The 21043-nt window shown below is 74.4% G+C and carries 13 protein-coding genes; 1 reads left to right on the forward strand and 12 read right to left on the reverse strand.

The annotated features are described in order from the left end of the window. Positions 1-68: 68 nt before the first annotated feature. The 3 genes from EYB28_RS13685 to EYB28_RS13695 form a co-directional block, all read right to left on the reverse strand. The gene (locus EYB28_RS13685) at positions 69-953 is read right to left on the reverse strand and encodes a DegV family protein (RefSeq protein ID WP_166848894.1); all 885 of its coding nucleotides are present in this window, start codon (positions 951-953) and stop codon (positions 69-71) included. 73 nt (positions 954-1026) lie between these two features. Then, positions 1027-3495 (reverse strand): glycogen/starch/alpha-glucan phosphorylase, encoded by a 2469-nt coding sequence (locus EYB28_RS13690; protein WP_166848897.1) that lies wholly within the window; start codon positions 3493-3495, stop codon positions 1027-1029. A 21-nt stretch (positions 3496-3516) separates the two neighbouring features. After that, the gene (locus EYB28_RS13695) at positions 3517-5022 is read right to left on the reverse strand and encodes an MFS transporter (RefSeq protein ID WP_166848900.1); all 1506 of its coding nucleotides are present in this window, start codon (positions 5020-5022) and stop codon (positions 3517-3519) included. Between the two features lie 233 nt (positions 5023-5255). Here EYB28_RS13695 and EYB28_RS13700 point away from each other — a divergent pair, with 233 nt between their 5' ends. Continuing rightward, positions 5256-5909 (forward strand): TetR/AcrR family transcriptional regulator, encoded by a 654-nt coding sequence (locus EYB28_RS13700; RefSeq protein ID WP_166848903.1) that lies wholly within the window; start codon positions 5256-5258, stop codon positions 5907-5909. Here the strand turns inward: EYB28_RS13700 and EYB28_RS13705 are convergent. The 9 genes from EYB28_RS13705 to EYB28_RS13745 all read right to left on the reverse strand — a co-directional run bounded on the left by EYB28_RS13705 (position 5890) and on the right by EYB28_RS13745 (position 20943). Continuing rightward, positions 5890-9294 carry an ATP-binding protein gene (locus EYB28_RS13705; RefSeq protein WP_370459482.1) on the reverse strand — a complete coding sequence of 1135 codons (3405 nt, stop codon included), beginning with the start codon at positions 9292-9294 and terminating at the stop codon, positions 5890-5892. The genes EYB28_RS13700 and EYB28_RS13705 overlap by 20 nt on opposite strands. Continuing rightward, the gene (locus EYB28_RS13710) at positions 9291-10067 is read right to left on the reverse strand and encodes a DUF4194 domain-containing protein (RefSeq protein ID WP_166848906.1); all 777 of its coding nucleotides are present in this window, start codon (positions 10065-10067) and stop codon (positions 9291-9293) included. The genes EYB28_RS13705 and EYB28_RS13710 overlap by 4 nt, the downstream gene beginning before the upstream one ends. Next, positions 10064-11629 (reverse strand): DUF3375 domain-containing protein, encoded by a 1566-nt coding sequence (locus EYB28_RS13715; protein ID WP_166848909.1) that lies wholly within the window; start codon positions 11627-11629, stop codon positions 10064-10066. Before EYB28_RS13715 ends, EYB28_RS13710 begins: the two co-directional genes overlap by 4 nt. 88 nt (positions 11630-11717) lie before the next feature. Next, entirely contained in the window at positions 11718-14699 is a 2982-nt protein-coding gene (leuS, locus tag EYB28_RS13720; RefSeq protein WP_166848912.1) for a leucine--tRNA ligase, read from the reverse strand. 49 nt (positions 14700-14748) lie between these two features. Then, positions 14749-15417 carry a vitamin K epoxide reductase family protein gene (locus EYB28_RS13725; RefSeq protein ID WP_240930561.1) on the reverse strand — a complete coding sequence of 223 codons (669 nt, stop codon included), beginning with the start codon at positions 15415-15417 and terminating at the stop codon, positions 14749-14751. A gap of 48 nt (positions 15418-15465) precedes the next feature. After that, positions 15466-16680: an MFS transporter gene (locus tag EYB28_RS13730; RefSeq protein WP_166848916.1), complete on the reverse strand. Its 1215-nt coding sequence runs from the start codon at positions 16678-16680 to the stop codon at positions 15466-15468. Between the two features lie 104 nt (positions 16681-16784). Beyond that, positions 16785-17510, reverse strand: coding sequence for a metal-dependent transcriptional regulator (locus EYB28_RS13735; protein ID WP_166852421.1), 726 nt, complete (start codon positions 17508-17510; stop codon positions 16785-16787). Between the two features lie 18 nt (positions 17511-17528). Beyond that, positions 17529-19292, reverse strand: a complete 1764-nt coding sequence (locus EYB28_RS13740; protein ID WP_166848918.1) for a metallophosphoesterase — start codon at positions 19290-19292, stop codon at positions 17529-17531. A gap of 85 nt (positions 19293-19377) precedes the next feature. Beyond that, positions 19378-20943: an MFS transporter gene (locus tag EYB28_RS13745; protein WP_240930562.1), complete on the reverse strand. Its 1566-nt coding sequence runs from the start codon at positions 20941-20943 to the stop codon at positions 19378-19380. Positions 20944-21043 lie beyond the last annotated feature (100 nt).

Here is a 21043-nt window from a genome sequence, read left to right on the forward strand (position 1 = left end):
GGCGCGACGAGCGTGCGCCGATTCCGCCCGCCCTGGGGACGGCCACCGCCTGGGTGCAGGCTCGGCGCCTACCAGGTGTCGGGGTGCGTGTGCTCGCCGAGGTCGGCCACCACGACCGCGAGGGCCCCGGGGCCCGCGTGCGCGCCGAGGACGGCGCTCACGGGGGTGACCACCGGTTCCACCCCGGTGCGCTCGTGCAACCGGGCGGCGACCTCCTCCGCGCGGTCCGCCACGCCCAGGTGGTGGACCGCCACGCCGGGACGCTCGCACGTCGCGGCGTGGCGGACGCCCAGGTCGATCAGGCGGTCGGTGGCCGCCCGGCGAGTGCGCACACGCTGGGCGAGCTCGATCCCCCCGTCACGGACCTCGAGGATCGGGCGCACCCCCAGGGCGGTGCCGAGCGCCGCCGCCGGGGCGGACAGGCGACCACCGCGGCGCAGGTGCTCGAGCGACTCCACCAGGAACACCGTCCGGCTCGACGCCGCGACCCGCACGGCCCGGTCCGCGACAGCGGCGGCGTCGTGACCGGCCGCCGCGCACCGGGCGGCCTCCAGCGCCGCGAAGCCGAGCGCCATCGCGACCGTCCCGGAGTCCACGGCACGCACGGGCACCATGGCCCGCTGCGCCGCGCCCTCGGCCGCCGCGACCGTGCCGGACAGCGCGCCGGACAGGTGCACGGACACGACCGCGCCCGCGCCGTCGGCGGCCAGGTCGCGGAACACCCCGGCGAAGTCCTCGGGCGGCGGCTGGGACGTCGTGAGCACGTCGCCCGCCGCGATCCGCGCGGCCACCTGCTCGGGTTCGACGTCGACGCCCTCGCGCCACGCGTCGTCGCCGGCCAGCACGCGCAACGGCACCACGACGGGGCCGGCGCCGTCGTCGGTGGCGTCCGGGACGGGCAGGCAGGCGGTCGAGTCGGTGACCACCCGGACCGGGGGCCTGGGGCGGGACATCACCCCGAGATACTAGGGCGTGGCCGGACAGCCGCGGGGACGCCCACGCGGACGGACCGGCCGCGGTCCGCCGTCAGCGGGCCAGCGGGCGCGCGTGCCAGACGCGGTCGAGGTAGTCGCGCACCGACCGGTCGGACGAGAAGAACCCGCTGCGGGCCACGTTGAGGACGGCCGAGCGGCTCCAGGCGTCCGGGTCGCGGTACGCCTGGTCGACGCGGTCCTGGGCGTCCAGGTAGGACTGGAAGTCGGCGAGCACCATGAACCGGTCCTCCCCCAGCAGGGTGGACACGACGGGCTCGAAGGCCGACCTGTCGCCGTCCGAGAACTCCCCTCGCGCGACGAGGTCGAGCGCGCGGCGCAGCGTCGCGTTCTCCTCGTAGTACGCCGCCGGCCGGTAGCCGGCCTCGGCGACGGCCGCCGCCTCCGGCTCGGTCAGTCCGAAGCCGAAGAAGTGGTCGTCGCCGACGAGCCCACGGATCTCGACGTTCGCGCCGTCGTCGGTACCGATGGTCAGGGCCCCGTTGAGGGCCAGCTTCATGTTGCCCGTGCCCGAGGCCTCCTTGCCCGCCAGGGAGATCTGCTCGGACAGGTCCGCCGCGGGGATCAGGGCCTCCGCGACGGTGACGTTGTAGTTGGCGGGGAAGGCGACCCGCAGCACGCGGGACACCTCCGGGTGGGCGTTGACCACGGCCCCGACGCGGTTGACCAGCGCGATGATCTCCTTGGCCAGCGCGTAGCCGGGGGCCGCCTTCGCCCCGAGCACGACCGTGCGCGGGACGACGTCCTCGACCCTCACCTGCCCCGAGACGATGCGGTCGTACACCGTGACCACGTGCAGCACCTTGAGGGTCTGCCGCTTGTACTCGTGCAGCCGCTTGACCATGACGTCGAGCATCGTGCGCGGGGCGATCTCGATCCCGTCGCGGCGGGCCAGCAGCGCGGCGAGCCGGTCCTTGTTCGCCGCCTTGACCTCCCGGAACCGGCGGCGGAACTCGGCGTCGTCGGCGAGCGGCTCCAGCTCGCGCAGCCGGTCGAGGTCCGTCACCCAGCCGTCCCCGATCGCCTCGGTGATCAGCTCCGACAGGGCGGGGTTCGCGAGGCGGAGGAACCGGCGCGGCGTGACGCCGTTCGTGACGTTCGTGAACTTCTCGGGCCACAGCCGCGCGAAGTCGGCCAGCACCTTGTCCCGCAGCAGCCGGGAGTGCAGCTCGGCGACGCCGTTGACCCGGGTGGCGGCGACGGTGGCCAGGTGCGCCATACGCACGCTGCGCACCGGGTGCTCGGCGATGATCGACGTGCGGCGCACCAGCAGCTCGTCGTCGCCGGAGCGCTCGCGCACCTGGGCGAGGAACTCGTCGTTGATGCGGAAGATGATCTCCAGGTGCCGGGGCAGCAGGCGGCCGAGCAGGTCGACCGGCCAGGTCTCCAGCGCCTCGGGCAGCAGCGTGTGGCACGTGTAGGCGAAGCAGCCGCGGGTGACCTCCCACGCCTCGTCCCACTCGAAGCCGCGCTCGTCCACGAGGATCCGCATCAGCTCCGGCACCGCGATGACCGGGTGGGTGTCGTTGAGCTGGAAGCAGATCCGCTCGGGCAGCCGGTGCAGGTCGAAGTCCTCCGGCAGCATCCGGTCGATGAAGTCCCGCAACGAGCACGCCACGAAGAAGTACTGCTGCTGCAGGCGCAGCTCCTTGCCCTGCGGCGTGGAGTCCTCCGGGTACAGGACCTTGGTGATGTTCTCGGCGAACGTCTGGGCGCGCACCGCCTCGGTGTAGTCGCCGTGGTTGAAGATCCGCAGGTCGAACGCGTGCGTCGCCCGGGCGCTCCACAGCCGCAGCGTGTTCACCATGCCGTTGCGGTAGCCGGGGACCATGTAGTTGTACGGGACGCCGAGCACCTGCCAGCCGGGCACCCACCGCGTGCGCTCCCGCCCGCCGTCGTCGACCCGCTCGGTGTGGCCGGCGAAGCTCACCGTGACCTCGTGCTCGGGGTGCGCGAACTCCCACGGGGAGCCCCGGTCGAGCCACTCGTCGGGGTCCTCGACCTGGCGCCCGTCCTCGCCGAACCGCTGCCGGAAGATCCCGTACTCGTAGCGGATGCCGTAGCCGATGGCGGGCACGCCGAGGGTCGCCAGCGAGTCGACGAAGCACGCCGCCAGGCGCCCGAGCCCCCCGTTGCCCAGCCCCGGCTCGACCTCGACCTCGCGCAAATCCACCAGGTCGATGCCCAGGCTCGCCAGCGCCTCGGCGGCGACCGCCTCCAGGTCCGTGGCGACGAGGCCGTTGTCGAGCTGGCGGCCCAGCAGGTACTCGGCCGACAGGTACGCCACCGCCTTGGGCTGGGCCCGGTAGTGCTCCACGGTGGTCTGCATCCACCGCGACATGAGGTAGTGCCGGACCGTGCGGGCGAGCGCCTGGTACTCGTCGTTCACCGTGGCGCGCTCCAGCACCGTGCCCTGCGTGAAGTTGAGCTCGTGCAGGAACTCGCGCACGAAGCCCTCGACGGAGCGCTCCGGGCTGGTGATCAGAGGCGTGGTCTCGGTCACGCCTCGACAGTACACAGACCGTCAGTGCGCGGCGACGGCTCCCGCGACGGCGGCGGGCGCCGTCGGCATCGCCGCCCGCGCCGCCCGGGTGCGGAACAGCGCGAAGGTCAGGACCGCGCCGAGCAGGAAGATCCCCGCGGACCAGCCGAAGGCCACGTCATAGCTGTGCACGGCCGCCTGCGCCGCGACGTCGGGCGACGCCGGCTGGTGGTCGGCGACGTACGCGGTCGCGGCCGTCGTCGCGAGGGTGTTGAGCACGGCCGTCCCGACGGCGCCGCCCACCTGCTGGGACGTCTGCACCATCGCGGAGGCGGCGCCCGCGTAGCGCCGCTCGACGCCGACGGTCGCCGTCTGGATCGACGGCGGCATGGTGCAGCCCATGGCGACGCCGAGCATCAGGAGGCCCGGCAGGACCCCTCCCGCGTAGGTGCTGTCCACGTCGAGGCGGGAGAACCAGGCCATCGCGACGGCGCCGACGGTCAGCCCGACGGGGACGAGGGCCTTGGGGCCGAACCGGGGCAGCGTCACGTTGGTGGAGACCTGCGCCGTCACGACGATCGCGAGCACCATCGGCAGGAAGGCCACTCCGGTGCGCATGGGGTCGTAGCCCATCGTCGTCTGCAGGTAGTAGGTGAGGAAGAGGGAGACGCCCAGCATGCCGAGCCCGGCGACGAAGACGCCGGAGAACGAGCCGGCGCGGTCGCGGTCGGTGAGGATCGACAGGGGAAGCACCGGCACGGGAGCCCGGCGCTGCCGGCGGACGAACCCCACGAGGAGCACGACCGACACGGCGAGCGGACCCCACGTCCACGCCGAGTCCCAGCCCTGCGGCTCGGCCTGGGAGAACCCGTAGACCAGCAGGAACAGGCCGCCCGAGCCGAGCAGCACCCCGGGCACGTCGAGGTGCTGGCGGGTCCCCGCGCTGCGCGGCAGCAGGACCAGGCCGGCGACCAGCGCGACGGCGGCGAAGAACAGGTTGACGTACAGGTTCCAGCGCCAGTCGAGGTTCTGGGTGAGGAAGCCGCCCAGCAGGAGACCGACGGCGCCGCCCACGCCGGCGATCGCCCCGAAGACCCCGAACGCGCGCCCGCGCTCGGAGGGGTCGGTGAACGTGGTGGTCAGCACGGCGAGCGCCGACGGCGCGAGCACGGCCGCGAACACGCCCTGCAGGGCGCGCGCGGCGACGAGGATCTCGAACGTCGGCGCGGCGCCGCCCAGGGCGGAGGCGACGGCGAAGCCGACGAGGCCCACCAGGAAGGTGCGCCGCCGGCCCAGCAGGTCGGAGAGCCGGCCGCCGAGCAGCAGGAGGCTGCCGAACGCCAGCGCGTACGCGGTGACGACCCACTGGCGGTCGTTGTCGCTGAACCCGAGCTCCGCCTGGGCGGAGGGCAGGGCGATGTTCACGATGGTGGCGTCGAGGACGACCATGAGCTGCGCGATGGCCACCGTGGCCAGGACGAGCCACCGGCGCGGGTCTGGCCCGGCCGCGGCGGGCACGGCGGAGGCAGCGGGGTCGAGCGAGGTCATAGCGGCTCCCTGGAGCGAGGACGTGGTGCAGGGACGACGGTGTGCGATCGGGGGCGCGAGGTGCGCGCCGGGCGGGACACGCCCGGGGCCGGGTGACCGGCGGTACGATCGATGCTAGGCGACACCGGCCAGTTTCGAAACCGGTCAGTATCGGAACACGGCCCCTGTTCGCTCACGGCGAACACCCCCCGACGCAGGCCCCGGCCCGCACCGCACGACCCGAGGAGCCCGACATGAAGGCCGCCGACACCGCCGTCGAGCCTGCGCCCGCCACCCGCCGCGCCCAGGGCGGGCGCCCGCGCGACGCCTCGCGCGACGTGGCGATCCTCGACGCCGCGCGCGAGCTGCTGTCCGAGGTGGGCTACGAGGGCACGACCATGGACGCCGTCGCCGCTCGCGCCGGCGCGAGCAAGGCCACCCTCTACCGGCGCTGGACGTCGAAGGAGGACCTCGCCGTCGAGGCCGTCACGTGCGCGATGGGCACCATCGACCCGGGCGACGTCCCGGACACCGGCTCGCTCGCCGGCGACCTGCACGCCCTCGAGCGCCTGCGGCGCTCACGGCGGTCGGCCGCCACGGACCATCTGATCCCCGGCCTCATGGCCGAGGTGCGCCGCGACCCCGACCTCGCCCGACGCTTCCACGCGACCATCGTGCAGCCGAAGATCGACCAGGTCCACGCGATCCTCGTCCGGGCGCGCGAGCGCGGCGAGATCCCCCCGGAGCGCGACCTCGACCTCGTGAGCACCGTCGTGCCCGCGCTCATCTCCTACCGCAAGGTCGTCGCCGGCCAGACGCTGGCGCCCGAGGACGTCGACCGGCTCTACCAGGAGGTCCTGGTACCGCTGGCGACCGCCCCGGCCGACGTCACTCCCCCACCAGCGTGACCAGGCGCGACCTGCCGGTCGCGTCCTTGATCGTCTGCAGCACGACGTCCGCGTGCGGCTCCAGCGCGCTGACCTTGTCCAGCGGGGCACCCACGATCAGCTGGAAGCCCAGCCCGCGCCAGGCGCCGACGGCGCGGCCGGCGAACCGGGCGTCGGCCTTGATGAACGCCTCGTCGAGGAACACCGGCGCGTAGCGGGGCCGTTCGGCCCCGGCATCGCCGAGCTGGTAGCGCAGCGCCGCGCCGACGATGAACGCGACGAGCTCCTGCGACTCGCCGCCGGACTTGCCGGCGATGTGGTCGTAGACGCTCACGTGGTTGCCCTCGAGGTCCACGCACTCGGCGCTGATGCGCACGTGGTCGCGCACGTCCACGAGGCGCCGCCGCTCGGGGCTGTCGGGCCGGATGCGGTCGATGAGCTTCGTCATCCGCGCGTACCGGCGCTCGTGCTCCGCCAGCGGCACGTCGCCGACGGGCGCCGTCGCGAGCTCGCGCAGCTGCCGGCGGAACGACGCGACGTCCTGGCCCTCCGTGGGCGTGGCGGTGATGCGCAGCCGGTGCGCGTCGTCGCGGAACGGCAAGGTCGCCAGGATCGCGTTGACCGGCTCCATGCGGTCGCGGATCTCGGCGACCGCCTGCGCGATGCCGTTGTTGAGCCGGGTGAGCTGGTCGCCGGACATCTGCCGCAGGTGCGCGGACCACTTGTCCCGCAGCCGGTACAGCTGGGCGAACTCCAGGTCCTCGTAGATCCGCAGGAAGTCCGCGTACGCGGCGTCCGGGTCGGCCGTCCGGTTCGGGTCGGGCCAGGTGTCGTTGAACCGCTCGAACAGCGCCCCGAGCGCGGCCCGGGCGCTGCGCTCGGCCTCGACGGCGGCGTCCCGCTCGTGCTCGAGCTCGCGGACGACGGCGGCCACGGCCGTCATGAGGTCCACCAGGCCGCCGCTCTGGCCGCCCGGCACGGCGCCCGACCAGCCCACCTGGGCCAGCAGCTCCAGGAGCCGGCGCTCCTGGGCGCCGTCCGGCGCGACGCCCTCGGCGTCGGCCCGCTCGACGGCGTCGGTGACCTGGTCGACCTGGTCCCCGATCTCCCCCCAGGCGGCGGCCAGCTCGGTCACCCGGTGCTGGGCGTCGGCCCGCTCGCGGTACAGCTCCGTCAGCCGCGTCCGCAAGCTCTCCTCGTCCGCCTTGAGCTCGCGCAGCACGTCCGACCCGGCCACCAGCGTGGCCAGGCGCTCCTGCCGGTCGGCGAGGCGGGCCTCGGCGCCCGCCACGTCGACGTCCTCCCACGCCACGCGCAGCGCCTGGCTGTACGCGACGAAGTGGTCGGCCTCGCCCTTCTGCCGCAGCCGCGCCCCGGCGAGGGCCTCGGCGGCCCGGCGCAGCCCGGCGCGCGCCTCCTCGATCTCGGCGGCGAGCCGCTCCAGACGCCGGTGGTTGCTGAAGCCGAGCACGGACGCGCGCCCCCCGCCGCCGTGGGCACCGCGTCGCCCCTCGGCCGTCTGCCCCGACCGGGTCAGCGCGAGGTCGTGCCGGGCGAGGTCGGCCGGGTCGTCCACGCACACGTAGGCGAAGCGCTCCGCGAGCCGGCCGGCGAGCCAGCCGCCGAACGGGCCGGCCTTGACCTCCAGGCGCCCGGGCAGCAGGCCGCGGTCGGTCTCCTCGTGCAGGGGCAGCCCCGTCGGGACCCCCTCGAACCGGACGCGCACGGGCGAGCGGACCTCGTCGATCGCCGCGCGGAACGCGTCGAGGCGCGCGTCGTCGACGAGCAGCGTGACGGCGAAGCCGCCGAGCGCCAGCCCGATCGCGTCCCGCCACGGCTCGTACTCGCCGCGCACCTCGAGCAGCTCGCCGACGAACGGGACGTCGTCGGGGCGCATGCCGGCCGCCCGGGCGAGGTTCACCCGGGCCTCGTGCAGCTCGCGGGGGACGTTGCCCCGGCGCGCCTTCAGCGACGCCTCCTCGCGCTCCAGCTCGGCCAGCGCGCGGCCGGCCTCCTTCTCCCGGGTGCTGGCGTCGACGACGGCCTCGGACAGCGCGTCCGTGTGGCGGTCGCGGTCCTCGCGGTACGCCGTCGCGTCGGCGTGCAGCGCCTCCAGGTCGCGCCGCGACGCCACCTGCCGCTCGAGGGGAGCCAGGTGGCCGTCCAGCTCGGTGCGCAGACGGCGCACCTCGGCCAGCCGCTTCTCCGCCTCCCGCACCTCGCGCTCGGCGGCCTCGACGGCGTCCCCGCCGTTGCGGCGCTGGTCGGCGCGCACCCTCTCCAGCTCCGCCTCCGCGTCGACGATGCGCTCGTCCGCGACCGCGACCCGCTCCGCGGCGGCCTTGTGCTGCCCCCGGTTCCGCGTCTCGGCGTCGCGGAGCAGGTCGAGGCGCGTCCGGTCGCGCCACGCCGTGAACGGGGTGGGGGCGCCGTCCGGGCCGCCCGCGAGACCGAGGTCGTCCACCAGCCGGCGGGCGGCGACCGCGTCGTCGATCGCCGTGCGGTGCTCCAGCATGGGGCGCAGCACGTCCACCTGCCGCTGCGCCCGGTCCATCTCGGCGCGCACCTCGCTCAGCTCGTCGAAGTGCTCGACGGCACGCTCCGCCACCCGGATCGTCTCCGGCTCGGTGAGCACCATCGCCTTGTACAGGGAGTCGACGGTGGTGATCTGCTGGCCGGCCTGGATGCGGCCCAGCAGCTGCATCGCCTTGTCGCCGTCGCCCGCCGCGCCGATGCCGAGCGCGGCGTGCAGCCGGGTCGCGAACGCCTTGTCCGTGTCGAACGTCGTCAGCCCCGCGGCCACGAGGCCCGGCTTGGCGAAGCGCTGCGCCGCGAGCGGCTCCAGCGTGCGCAGGTCGAACGCCTCGTCGACGACGGCGCGCACCGGCGTCGTCTCGTCGGTGCGGGTCGCGGCGCGCGGCACGTACCAGGCGCGCAGCGCGGTGAGCCGCTCCCCCGCCTGCGAGGACCACGTCATCGCGATCGCCGACCACGTGTCCGAGGCCTCGCCGCGCAGCACGCGGTCGGTGGACGCCGCGGCGTCCCCGGTGCGCTGCTCGTCGAGCTTGCCGCGCGCGTACGAGAGGACGTTGCGCTGCTCCTGGCCGCGGGCGCGGCCGCTCGTCGCCCCGTTCGACGCCCCGTTGAACGGCGTGGTGTGGCTCATCATCAGCGCGATGTAGGCGTCGAGGAGGGTCGACTTGCCGGACCCCGAGGCGCCCGTGAGCAGCGTCGTGGTGCCCGCGAACCGGACCTCGTGGTAGCCGTGATACCCGCCCCAGTTCACGAGCTGCACCGACCGCGCGGTCCACTGGCGGCCGTCGGAGGCCGCGGGGATCAGACCGAACAGGGACTGCTGCATGCGCGGCCCGGCGTCGCGCTCGGCCGTGCTGTCGGTGACGGTCACGCGGTCGCCTCCTCGTCGTCGTCCTGGTCGTCGTCGGCGCCGCCCGGCTCGTCGGGGGCGACCGTGCCGCCGCCGCGCAGCCAGTCGGTGAGCGCGTGCAGCCGCTCCACCGGCAGGAGCACCTCGATCACCGGCTCGATCCGGAACCTGCCGGCCGCGACCTCGACGAGCACCCGCTCGCGCACGAGCGTGGCGACGGCGTTGTCGATCTCCCGCCGCCGGCCGGCGAGGTTGGTCTCCCCGGGGGCCAGGAAGCCGAGCGCGTAGTCCACCAGCTCCTCGGTGTCGACGTGCGCGGCCCGCTCCCCCGCGCCCTGCTCCTGGCGGAAGCGGTTGCGCGCGAACAGCATGAGCAGGGTCTCGACCCGCTTGTACGGCTCGTCCTTGAGCAGCACGGGGATGCTCAGGCCGGGCTCGCGCACCTGGCGCTTGTAGGCGATCTCGTAGTCGCGGTCGACGACCAGCTCGACGAACAGGTCGTGGCAGCGCGAGGCCAGCACGGTCTGGTGCGCGAGCAGCGCCCGCCACTCGGCCGGGTGCGCCGACGAGGACAGGTAGCGGCGCTGCATCACCAGGGCCAGGGCGCGCCGCGCCTCGTAGGGCAGCACGCCGGTGTCGCCCGCGAACAGCGCCCGGTCGTCGTCCTCCACCGCCACGGCGTCGACGAACGTGCCGGTCGCGCCGGTCCCGCCCGCCTCCTCGGCGTCCGTCCCGGTCGCCGCGACCGCATCGGTCGCCTCGGTCGCCTCGGTCGCCTCGGTCGACGTGGTCATCGTTCCCCCTCCTCGTCGTCACCGGGTGCGTCGCCGGACGCATCGCCGGGCACCTCGACCGGGACCCGCGGCACCACCAGGTCCCGCGTGCTGCCGTCCGCCCGCACCGCCGTCACCCGGCCCAGCCGCGACGCCGGCACGTCGCCGTCGCCCAGCACGTCCTCCAGAGCCCCGGGCGACGCCAGCTCCAGGTAGCCGAGGAGCTCCACCGGCCGGCGCAGCTCCGGCGGGGCGAGGGCGAACACCTCGTCCGCCGTCGCCTCCCCGCGCTCGCGCAGCACCCGCGCGGCGTGCGCCGTCTGCTCGGCGTACCGCGGGCCGCCCATGCCGAGCAGTCCGTCCAGCGCCCCGGCCACGTCGTCGTCCCCGAAGCCGTCGGCCGCGTCGAGCGCCTCCGGCGGGGTGTCGGGCCGCAGGTCGTGCAGCTGGGTGCGGAACCGGCCGAGGCGCGCCCGTTCGAACCAGCGCAGCGGCTCGACGCGCGCCGTGCGGCCGGAGCCGGGGAACCAGTCCGCCATCGCGGCGGTCGCCTCGCGCAGCGCGATGTCGAGCTCCCGGTCGCGCAGCGGGTTGTGCACCTTGAGCTGCTGGGTGATGGTGCGCGACGCGCGGGCCTGGGCGTCCAGCACGGCGTCCACCGCCGTGAGCAGCTGGGAGTACAGCGCCTGGACGGCGTCGCGCCGTTCGGGCGGCAGGTCGTCGGCGAACGGGTGGGCCAGCACCGCCCGCACGCGCTCGTCCACCTGCGCCAGGAGGTGCGGGTCGCGCAGCAGCGCCATCGCGCCGGAGAACGCCCGGCCCTCCGCGGTGCGCCGCATGAGGCTGTCCGACGCGTCCAGGTAGTCCCCCAGGACCTCGCCCGTCGCCCGCTCGTCCTGGCGCAGGCGGGTCACGATGCTGCGCTGCAGCTCGGCGATCGACTCCGCTACCCGGGCGAAGTCGGCGGGCAGCTCGCGCACCAGCGCGGACACGTTGTCGAACTGCTCGACGAGGCGGTCGCGCGGCACCTCGGCGACCGGCCCGCCCGCCTCCAGGCGGGCCAGCTCGGCCTCCGCCACCGCGATCTCGTCGCGGGAGCGGGCGATCTGCTCGCGCAGCGCAGCCCGCTGGGAGTCCCGGTCGGGGCGGGCGTCGCGGGCCAGCCCCTCCAGGGCCACGAGCAGCGTGCGGATGCGCGACTCGCTCACCAGCGCCCTGCCGCCCTGGGTGCGGTCCACGAAGGCCAGCGCCTCGGCCGCGTACGAGCTGACGTGGTACTGCTCCGCGCCGTCGCCGTCGAGCGTGCGCACCAGCCAGCGGCCCGCGACCCAGCGAGCGCAGAGGGCGCGGGCCGGCTCGTCGGGCACCTCGTGGCCGGCAGCGCGCGCCTCGGCCAGCAGGTCCTCCACCTCGACGTGCATCTGCTCGGTGGCGACCGTCGCGCGGCCCGGGGTGAAGATGAGCGAGAGCAGCGCGACGACGAGCGGGCCCTCCTTGCGGTGCAGGAGGGCCAGCGCAGGCGTGCCGAAGGCGCGCCCGCTCCGGGCGAGCGCGCCCTCCAGGCGTGCGGTCGGTGAGGTCACCCGCGGCACGGTTCCCTTCTGTCGGCGGTCGGCGACCGGGGAGTCCGGGACGCCCCGCGGACGCCCCGGACCCTGTGTCGAGCGGCGGTCACACGACGATGTTGACGAGCTTGGGCGCGCGCACGATCACCTTGCGGATCTCGGCGCCGTCGATCGCCCGCACGACGTTCGGCTCCGCCAGCGCGGCGGCCTGCAGGTCCTCGTCGGAGATGGACGGGGAGACCTCGACGCGCCCGCGGACCTTGCCCTTGACCTGCACGACGCAGGTCACGGTGTCCTCCACGAGGTACTGCTCGTCGGCCGCCGGGAACGGCTCGCGCGCCAGGGACCGGTCGTGGCCGAGCCGCTCCCACAGCTCCTCGGCGAGGTGCGGCGCGATCGGCGCGACCATGAGCACCAGGGGCTCCACGGCCGCACGCGGCACCCGGTCCAGGCCCGTGAGGTGGTTGTTGTAGGTGATGAGCTTGGCGATCGCCGTGTTGGGGCGCAGGCTCTCCATCTCGGTGCGCACGTCGGCGATCGTGCGGTGCAGCGCGCGCAGCGTCGCGGTGTCCGGCGCGTCGTCGGTGACGACCAGCGCGCCGGTCTCCTCGTCCACGACGTTGCGCCACAGCCGCTGCAGGAACCGCTGCGACCCCACGACGGCGCGGGTCTCCCACGGCCGCGACAGGTCCAGCGGGCCCATCGACATCTCGTACACGCGGAACGTGTCGGCGCCGTACGCCTCGTACATCTCGTCCGGCGTGACGACGTTCTTCAGCGACTTGCCCATCTTGCCGTACTCGCGGTGCACGGGGACGCCGTCCAGCGTGAACCCGGTCTGCTCGTCGCCGGTCACGTCGGCCGCGTTCACGTACGCGCCGCGGTCGTCGGTGTACGCGTAGGCCTGGATGTAGCCCTGGTTGAACAGCTTGCCGAACGGCTCCAGGGACGAGACGTAGCCCAGGTCGAACAGCACCTTGTGCCAGAACCGCGCGTACAGCAGGTGCAGCACCGCGTGCTCGACGCCGCCGACGTACAGGTCGACGCCGCCTGCCGGCCCCGACGTGGCGTTGTGCTGCGGCCCCATCCAGTACCGCTCCAGGCCGGGGTCGACGACGGCGGTGCCGGTCGCCGGACCGTCCGTGGAATCCGTCGGGTCCAGGTACCGCAGGTAGTACCAGCACGACCCGGCCCAGTTCGGCATGGTGTTCGTGTCGCGGCGGTAGGTCTTCGGCCCGTCGCCCAGGTCGAGGGTGACGTGCACCCAGTCGTCGTTGCGGCCCAGCGGCGCCTCCGGGGACGACTCCGCGTCGTCGGGGTCGAAGGTGCGCGGCGCGTAGTCGGGCACGTCCGGCAGGTCCACGGGAAGCAACTCGGCGGGAATCGCCACCGGGCGGTCCTCGGAGTCCCACAGGATGGGGAACGGCTCGCCCCAGTACCGCTGTCGGCTGAACAGCCAGTCGTTGAGGCGGTAGGTGGTGGTGCCCTCGCCGACCCCCTTGGCCTCCAGCCACGCGATGATGCGCTCCTTGGCCTCGGCGACGCCCAGCCCGTCCAGGGAGATCTCGTCGTTCGACGAGTTGATCGCCCGCCCCTCGCCGCTGTACGCGCCGGCGAAGTCGTCGGCGAACCCGCCGTCCGGCTCCACTGTGTGCACGACCGGCAGGTCGTACGCCTCGGCGAACGCGAAGTCGCGCTCGTCGCCGCCGGGCACGGCCATGATGGCGCCCGTGCCGTAGCCCATCAGCACGTAGTCGGCAGTGAACACGGGGACCGTCTCGCCGTTGACGGGGTTGACGGCCAGGTGGCCGGTGAACACGCCCGTCTTCTTGCCGGCGTCCGCCTGGCGCTCGACGGCGGTCTTCGCGGCGGCCTCGGCGCGGTAGGCGGCGACGGCCTCGGCGGGGTTCCTGTGCCCGCCGGTCCAAGCGTCGCGCGTGCCGTCGGGCCAGTCGGCGGGCACCTCGTCCAGCAGCGGGTGCTCGGGCGCCACGACCATGAAGGTCGCGCCGAACAGGGTGTCCGGCCGGGTGGTGAACACCTCCACCTGCTCGCCGGCGCCCGCGGGGTCGGTGCCTGTCGTGCCGACGACGGCGAACCGGACGTTGGCGCCCGTCGAGCGGCCGATCCAGTTGCGCTGCATCGCCTTGACCTTGTCGGGCCAGTCGATGAGCGCCAGGTCGTCCGTCAGCCGGTCGGCGTAGGCGGTGATGCGCATCTTCCACTGGCGCAGGTGGCGCGTGAACACCGGGAAGTTGCCGCGCTCGGACCGGCCGTCGGCCGTGACCTCCTCGTTGGCCAGCACGGTGCCCAGGCCGGGGCACCAGTTCACGGGCGACGAGTCGACGTACGCCAGGCGCTGGGCGTCCAGCACGTCGCGCCGCTCGGCCTCGGACAGCGCCGCCCACACCGCGCCGCCCGCGTTGTCGCCGTCGTGGCCGGGGACCGGCCGCGCGCCGGCCGCCAGCTCGTCGCGCAGCTCCGAGATGCGGCGGGCGCGACCGCGCCCGGTGCCCACGGTGTCGCCCGGGCGCTCGGCGTCCGGGTCGTACCAGGAGTCGAAGATCTGCAGGAAGATCCACTGCGTCCAGCGCACGTAGTCAGGGTCGATCGTGGCGAACGTGCGCCGGTCGTCGTGCGCCAGCCCCATGCGGCGCAGCTGGCGCTTCATGGTGACGATGTTCTGCTCGGTCGTCGTGCGCGGGTGCTGGCCCGTCTGCACGGCGTACTGCTCCGCGGGCAGCCCGAACGCGTCGTAGCCCAGCGCGTGCAGCACGTTGTCGCCGCACATCATGCGGAACCGGCCGACGACGTCGGTGGCGATGTAGCCCAGCGGGTGCCCGACGTGCAGCCCGGCGCCCGAGGGATACGGGAACATGTCCATGATGAAGAACGGCTGCCCGGCCCCGGCGTTCGCGCCGTCGCCGTCGGTGAGCGCGCCCTGCGGGTTCGCGGCGTGGAACGTGCCGCGCTCCTCCCAGCGGTCCTGCCAGCGCTCCTCGATCTGCTGGGCGAGGGCGGGCGTGTAGCGGTGGGTCGGCGTGGCCGACGCGGGACTGGGCGCGGAGGTGGTCTCGGGCGTGCTCACCCGCGAGAGTCTACCGACGTCGGGCCGGGCGACCGGATCGGTTTTCGCCTCAGATCCCGAACGACTCGAACAGCGCCGGGCCGACCGCGAGGAGCAGCCAGCCGACGGCGACGACGTACCCGATGACGAGGACGATCCCGCGGTTGCGCACCACCGCACGCCGCACGCCCTCGCCGACGCGCACGTGTCGTTCCTGCACCGCGTGGACGACCTGGAACCACAGCAGCGGCCACATGATCGTCCACACGACCATGCAGGCGGGGCAGAGGCGGACGAGCGCGTAGAAGCTCGACCACATGAGGAAGAAGATCAGCAGCTGCGCCACCGCGGTCACCGTGAGCAGGCTCAGGTGGTACCAGCGCGGCAGGCGGGCGCCCGCGAGCAGCACGACGCCGGTGGTGATCACCACGGGGAAGGCCGCGACCCCGAGGTAAGGGTTCGGGAAGCCGAGCAGCGTGCCCTGCCAGGACATCATCGCGACACCGCAGTCGAGGAACACGTTGAAGCTGCAGCTCGTCACCCGGTCCGGGTTCAGCAGCTTCAGATACTCCTCGATCGCCAGCCAGCTCGCCCCGCCGAACCCGATCGCGCCGAGCACCGTCAGCAGCACCCCGTAGGTCCGCGCGGACATGCCGCGCGGACCGGCCGGGGGCACGGCCTGCTCCGCGACGCCGTCGGTGTCGTCGTCGTGGGTCTCGTCGCGCACGCTGGGGCTCACGTGCGCGACCGTACCGCACCTGCCTGTGGCCGAGCCGCGCCGTCCCGGTCAGGCCGGACGGGCCACCTGCTGGCGGCCGAACGCCAGGACCATCGCCAGGCCGACGAGCGTGAGGGCCAGCCCGACCCACGCGGGAGCGACGTACCCGTACCCGGCCGCGATGACGAGCCCGCCGAAGAAGGCCCCGCTCGCGTTGCCGATGTTCAGCGCGGAGTGGCACAGCGCGGCGCCGAGGGACTGCGCCCGCGGCGACAGGTCCATGAGCCGTGTCTGCATCGCCAGGCCGAGCGTCTGGGACGTGACGGCGAGGAGGAACAGGCCGAGCACGGCGGGCACCGGGGACGTGGCCACCAGCGCGAACAGCACCAGCGAGCAGGCCGTCGCGACGAACCCGCCGACCACGGTGCGCAGCACGTCCCGGTCGACGAGACGGCCGCCCAGGAGCGTGCCGACGGTCATGCCGACGCCGAACACGGCGAGCACCCACGGCACGGCGCTCTCGGACATGCCCGAGACCCTCGTGACGGTCGGGGCGACGTAGGTGTAGACGGCGAACAGCCCGCCGAAGCCGATGGCCCCGGCGGCGAACGAGATCCACAGCGGGCCGTTGCGCAGGGTGCCGAGCTCGGCCCGCACGCTGGAGTCCACCGGCCCGTGCTCGGGCACGAAGCGCCAGATCCCGAGCAGCGTGACGGCGCCCAGCACCCCCATGAGCACGAACGCGACCCGCCAGCCGAGGTGCTGCCCCACCGCCGTGGAGACAGGCACGCCCACGACGTTGGCGATCGTCAGCCCGGTCATCATCATCGACACGGCGTGCCCCCGCCGCCCGGGGCCGGCCACGGCGGCACCGACGGCGGCGCCGACGCCGAAGAAGGCGCCGTGCGGCAGCCCGGCGAGGAACCGCCCCGCGACCAGGGTCTCGATGCCGGGGGCCGCCGCCGAGAGCACGTTGGCCACCGTGTAGAAGCCCATGAGGCACAGCAGCAGCCGTCGTCGGGACATCCGCGCCGCCGCGACGGTCAGCAGGGGCGCGCCGACCACCACGCCCACGGCGTAGGCCGTGATCGCGTGCCCCACGACGGGGTCGCTCACGCCCAGGTCGGTGCCGATCTGCGGGAGCAGGCCCATCGTGGCGAACTCGGTGGTACCGATGGTGAAGCCGCCGACGGCGAGCGCGAACAGAGCCGCCCCCACGTGCGCGGTCCGGGGCCCCGGGGACGTCGCCCCGGTGGGGACGGCGGGCTCGGTCGTCTGGGTCACGGCAGCCTCCGCTCTCGGGGCGCGGCGGCCCCGAGACACATGCTCGAAACGATTCGACGACGCGGCACGGAAGCGTGCGCACGTCGTCGGGAACGCCGCACAGCCTACGCGGGGACCACCCAGATACGCGACGCCGCGAGCAGCCCCAGGTCGACCGCGACATCCTCGCCCCCGCGCCGCCACGCCACGCCGAGCGTGCCCGCGAACTCGCGGCGCTGCGTCACGGCCACCGGCAGGTCGAGCTCGAGCCCCAGGTCCGCCAGGTACCGCAGCGCGTCGGGGTCGGCGTCCGAGATCCGTGCCACGACGCCCGACGACCCGGCCTCCAGGTCCACCAGCGGGACCGCGGCGGGACGCGCCACCCGGCCGTCGGCGAACGGGATCGGGTCGCCGTGCGGGTCGCGCTCGGGGTGCCCGAGCCGCAGGGCGATGCGCTCGACCAGGCGGTCGGACACGGCGTGCTCCAGCACCTCGGCCTCGTCGTGCACCTCGTCCCACCGGTACCCGAGGTCCTCCACCAGCCAGCTCTCGAGCAGCCGGTGGCGGCGCACCATGACCAGCGCGTAGCGACGCCCCAGGTCCGTGAGCCACACGCCCCGGTACGGCTCGTGCTCCAGCAGCCCCTGGGTCGCGAGGCGCCGCACCGTCTCCGAGACCGTCGAGGGCCCGACGCCCAGCCGGTCGGCGAGGAGGCCGGTGGTCACGGCGTCGTCCGACCACTCACGGGCGGACCAGACCGCCTTGAGGTAGTCCTGGGCGACGGGCGTCAGGTCGGCGGGGTCGAGACCGTCGAGCCCTTCGGGATCGGTGGCGTCGGCGCGGGGTTCCAGGTCGGGCACCCCCCGAGCCTACGGCGAGGGCGACCCGTCGGGCGACGGCGTCCCCTCTAGCGTCGCCGGTCCGGACGGGACCACCGCGGACGAGGAGAGCGCGTCCTCGGCCGGCGGGACGACCTCGGGCACGGCCACTCGGTCGCGCACGGTCGCCTCGCCCGACGGGGCCACCTCGACCACCTGCGAGTCGACGAACGCGCGCGCCTCCGGGTCGAACCGCAGGACCGTCATCTCGGCGGTGCCGCGCAGCGGGCCGACCGTCGGCTGGCTCGGGGCCGCGCCCGCCGTCGAGGCGCTGACGTAGCGGATGCCCTGCCCCACCTGCTCGGGCCCGGAGCGCTTGTGCGTGTGCCCGGAGACCTGGAACGGCACGCAGCCCGACTCCATCGCCTCCAGGCCCACCGGCGGGGTGTGGATCAGCAGCAGGTCGACGTCGCCGTCGTCGCACGCCGTCCGGGCGAGCTGCGCGGCCTGCTCCTCCGGCGTCGTCTCGCGCGCCACGGCCGTGCCGGACCCGATCCTCGTCTCGAGCGCGTCCCGGTCGCCGAGGATCCGCACGCCGGCCACCTCGACCACCGACCCGTCGAGGATCGTCTGCCCGTGGGCCGCCTCCTGGGCGGAGGTGATCTGCGAGTCGTGGTTGCCGTCGGAGACCACCATCGGCACGCCGCGGGGCACGGCGTCGGCGAACGCGTCGACGCACGCCTTCTCCACCGCGGTGCCGTTCATCGTGGTGTCCCCGGCGTTCAGCACGAGATCCGCCCCGGAGCGGTTCGCGACGTTCTCGATGAGCGGCGCCATGCCGGTGTTGCAGTGCAGGTCCGACACCACGAGCATCGTCACGAGGTCCTCGTCCGCCGGCGACGGAGAAGGCGACGGCGACGGCGTCCCCGAGGCGGGAGGCTCGGGCTCCCCCGCCGGACCGGACGGCAGCGCCCGGCCGACCGCCGCGGCGCCGTCGGCCACGTCGCGGACCGCCTGGCGCACCTCCCAGGCCTCCCACGCCCGGTCGAGGCTGTCGTTCGCGTCCGCGTAGAACTCCTCGTTCTGCTCGTACAGGCCCACGAGCTGCCCGCCGTAGGTGTCGATCACGCCGGCGAGCCGCCCGGTGATCCGCGCACCCTCGAGCGCCGTGCCGGCGAACACCGGGGACGCGGCGCGGCTCGGGGTGGGCGGCGCGAGGCCGCCGGAGGACACGGTGGTGGTCACCAGGGCGACGACGGCGACGCCCGCGGTGATCTCCCAGGTGCGCGGCGCCCAGGCGGCGGCGAGCTGGCGCCGCCGGCCCGGGCCGAGCAGCCAGCGCACCAGGAAGCCGCCCACGACCAGGACGACGGCGGCCAGCAGCGTGCGCCGTGCCGCGTCCACCGCGAGCGCCCAGGCCACGGACCGGACCGCGACATCCGGGGTGGAGAAGAACTGCAGGTAGCTCTCCAGGTCGCCCTCGAGGGCGTTGAGCGTGCTCGAGGGGTTGACCGCGGACAGGTCGGCCGGGATCTCCTTCACGATCACGTCGACCCCGAGCCCCAGCGGGAGCGGCGAGTCGATCTCGAGCGTGCCGAGCGGGCCGAAGTCGGCGACCACGAGGCCGTCGTTGTCGACGGTGTAGACGGCCTCGTGCGGGCCGAAGCCGAGCTCCGCCGTGGCGGTGCTCACCCCGAAGACGACGCACGCGATCGCACCGGTGACGGCGACGAGGGTCCAGCGCACCCACCGGGGCGGGGTGTGCCGGGCGCGCCGTGCCGAGGAGCCGGCGGGCTGTGTCGAGGAGTCGGTCATCGGCTCCACTCTCACTCAGCGCGCGCGGCGGCGCCACCATCCTCGCCGGGCGGGCCTCGGGACGCCGCGTCCGCGACGTCGCACGTCAGCCCTGCTCGTGGCGCAGCGTCCGCAGCGCCAGGAGCGCCGCGGCCAGCACCACGAGGGCACCGATCACGGAGGTGAGGGCGGCACCGCCGGTGAACGCCGCGTGGGCGGAGTCCAGCAGGGCCTGCGCCTGCTGGTCGGGCAGCCCCGCGGCCACCTCGGTGGCGCCACCCAGGGTCTCGGCGGCGGTCACGGCGTCGACTGCGGGCACGCCGACCGGGACGACGACGGCCGCGTGGTAGGCGGCGGTGAGGATGCCGCCGAGCACTGCCGTGCCGAGCACGGCGCCGACCTCGTACGCGGTCTCGGAGATCGCGGACGCGGCGCCCGCCTTCTCCGCCGGGACCGTCGAGACCACCAGGTCGTTCGACAGCGTCTCGGCGGCCCCGACGCCGATCGCGAGCACGACGAACGCCACCCCGATGAGCAGCGCCTCGTCCCGGCCCGCCACCGCCGCGGTGAGCAGGTAGCCGAGCGTGGAGAGCGTGAGCCCGCCCGCGATCACGTGCGCCGGCCGCACGTGCCGCACGACGCGCACGGCGGCGAGGCCGGCGACGACCATCGCGACCGTGCCCGGCAGCAGCACCAGCCCCGCACGCACCGGCGACAGGCCCGCCACGAGCTGCAGGTCCTGGGAGACGAAGAAGATGAACCCGATCATCCCGAACACGGACAGCAGGTTGACCAGCACGCTGCCGGTGAACGCGGGGACGGCGAACAGCCGCACGTCGAGCATCGGGTCGGGGCGGCGCAGCTGGCGCCGCACGAAGGCGACGCCCGCGAGCGCGCCGACCGCGAGGCAACCGACGGCGACCACGGTGAGGCCGTGCTTCGCCAGCTCCTTGATCGCGTACACGACGGGGGTCATGGCGGCCATGACCAGCACGATCGAGAGCACGTCGAGGCGACCCGGCGCCGGGTCACGGGACTCGGGCACGAAGATCGGCGCCAGCACCAGCAGGAGCACCAGGACGGGGACGGCCAGCAGGAAGACCGACCCCCACCAGAAGTGCTCGAGCAGCACGCCGCCGACGATCGGGCCGACGGCGGAGCCCCCGGCGAACGCGGAGCCCCAGATCGCGATGGCCAGGCGCCGCTCGGTGCGGTCGGTGAAGACGTTGCGCAGCAGCGACAGGGTCGAGGGCATGAGCATCGCGCCGAAGAAGCCGAGCGCGGCGCGGGCGGCCACGAGGGAGCCCGCCGTGGGAGCGAACGCGGCGAGCGCCGAGACCGCGGCGAAGCCGACCGCGCCGACGAGCAGCATGCGGCGGCGGCCGAGGCGGTCGGCGAGGGAGCCCATCGGCACGAGCAGCCCGGCCAGCACCAGCGAGTAGGCGTCGACGATCCAGAGCAGCTGCGTGCCCGACGGGGCGAGCGCCACGGAGATCTGCGGCAGCGCGAAGCTCAGCACGGTGTTGTCGATCGAGATCAGCAGCACCGGGAGCATGAGGACGGCGAGCGCCGTCCACCGGCGCCAGGCCGGCGACCGGTCGGGGGTCCCGGCGGTCGGGGTACGACGCGCGTCCGGGCCGACGGGAGGTGTCGTCAGGAGGGTCGAGGTCACAGGGGGCGCCCTTTCACACGGCGGGGCGGCCGGGGCGGCACCGAAGGACGAGGTGCCGAACTTCCAAACCGTCCAGCCGGTACAGTAACACTGGTCGCAC

The organism is Isoptericola sp. BMS4, assembly GCF_011634835.1.
Classification (GTDB): domain Bacteria; phylum Actinomycetota; class Actinomycetes; order Actinomycetales; family Cellulomonadaceae; genus Isoptericola.